The sequence below is a fragment of the Leptospira ilyithenensis genome (genome assembly GCF_004771005.1).
Taxonomy (GTDB): domain Bacteria; phylum Spirochaetota; class Leptospiria; order Leptospirales; family Leptospiraceae; genus Leptospira_A; species Leptospira_A ilyithenensis.
Genome location: NZ_RQHV01000028.1, coordinates 1 through 2,042, shown reverse-complemented (window position 1 = coordinate 2,042; position 2,042 = coordinate 1). Strand labels below are relative to the sequence as shown.

Genomic DNA, 2,042 nt, shown 5'->3' with positions numbered 1-2,042 from the left:
CACTACCGTGACAATGACATATATTTATCATAATATTTTTATATATTAATATTAAAATATATAGTTATCAAAACTTTTGCTTCGAAAAAATCCTATCTTTTATTGCCGGATTGTTTCGAACATTACTTTTCCACTACCTAAAAGGACTCGGAGGAGACGGAGTCATGTTAGCATAAGGAGCAAAGGCGGGCAGAAAGCCCCATCTTAATTGTAACCTTGCGGAAGCTTGAGTCACTACATCGGACACTATGAGCACTACTCCTTTTTTTTTCATTTCTTCCAAGTACAAGCGCATCATTTGCGTTCCCCCACCCCGTATTGAGAAACCTTCCCGACGATATTCTTCAACAACATCATATGGACTACTGAGCGTTAATTGGAGTTCCGCAACTCTATCCGGGGAATCCATGCTCCCCAAAAGTAAAGATACAGGTCTATTTTTGAAATAAGTTACAATCAGAATCAGATTTTTGTCAGAATCAAATGAATCTGTCCATTCCCGAAAGAGCTTAGCGAGCCAACTTGCAGAAGAATAATAGCTCTTTTTATCCTTAGAAAGACCGCCCATTCCCGCAGCTCTAAGATATTGCGCGTCCCAATCTTCTAAAATAGATATAACATCATTTAGAAAAGGGGACCGGGGAACCCCTGGCTGGAAATCCCTGCTATATACAATGTCGCTGGTAAACCTCTCGGGGGAAGATCGCCACTGATTATTAGCTGACAAAACCTGAGGAATCTGGTCAGGCCGCACCCAATTTGTCAAGGTACTCATATCTAGTTCATAATCTCCAATATACAGGTCTTGGGAATCTGCACTTGCAAAATTAGTATCGATCCTTTGGATGAATTCATTCCTTACGTCATTTCTTTGTTCTTCGGAATAATCTTGCAACTGTACCGCTTCCCAATACCTGCTGACTTGAACAGCGGAGGAAAGTAAATACCGTGCTTCCCTCCCTCCATCACCACTATCTCTTGTTAGTTCCTGGACAGAGGAAATAAGCTGATTTTCCGGGTCTGCCTGACTGGAAGAACTAGGCTGGCCTGTTCCCCGACCGCCAAGGATATTTTGAACCATATCATTGATGGTCGTGCGATCAGCAAACATCGTACTGATTCTGCCCCAAAACAACTGAACAAAAGAGGTTATCAGATCCAAACTATTACGTATGCAGCGTCGGGAAACCGACTCATCGTCTTCTCGTGTTTTGCGATGTGCAATCACTTCACGGTACGGAACCCTACATGTAACGGAGGTTGTGACAGCTGCGACAAGATTTACATTTTCGCTACTTACTACCCGCCTGAGTGAAAATTCATCGGCTGGGTTTTGTTCTGGCTTATCATCCACCTGCACCTGGTTAGGATAAGATCCGGAGACATATACAGGATCCCCCGTATCCGGAACATGTTGCTGTATGTTATGGGCAGGTGGTGCTCCTACTTTTTCGCAAGCATTGACGAACAGAAAATCAAAAAATGCCAAAAGTGGATTGGAACAAGCAAGCTCTGTAAGTGAACGAGTCGGACGATCTCCGGAATTTGATTTTTGACCGGAGATATCTTCTCTGACCGCAAACGTAATACCTGTTATTTCCAACTTTTTAAGATATTCACTCGAATGATTCGGTACAACCGTATCTGCCAAGTTTTGAATTCGAATTATAGGCCGATCATTTTGTTTTTGATCTTCAAAACCGGACCCGTAAATAAGATCATATATTATGGAAGATTTAAGCGATTGACCACGGGAATCCAACTGGACGACCTGCATCGACCCCTCCATTCCCGGTGAAACTTCCCAACCGATCGCAATTTTTTTTGCATTTTCGGAAATCGTATGTGTCACAGAATTCTTTCCAAACTCAATCAACATAATTCCATCTCCGCAGTGCGATTCTACCCGGAACTTATCCGAATATTTTACAGAAAATGCGGCGCAGGTCGGATTGATCTTCAAAGTCACCCCTATTACTTTGTGAGGAAATTTCTCGTAGACCCACCAATCTCTGTTACGTGGTTCTGCTGTTTCGGTATTT

Annotated in this window: 1 protein-coding gene; it reads right to left on the bottom strand. The window is 42.6% G+C overall.

Features of this window, described 5'->3' with window-relative positions; all coding sequences use genetic code 11:
- Window positions 1-133: 133 nt before the first annotated feature.
- The coding region (locus EHS11_RS03675) for a hypothetical protein (protein WP_210413619.1) at window positions 134-2,042 on the bottom strand (1,909 nt) is incomplete at its 5' end.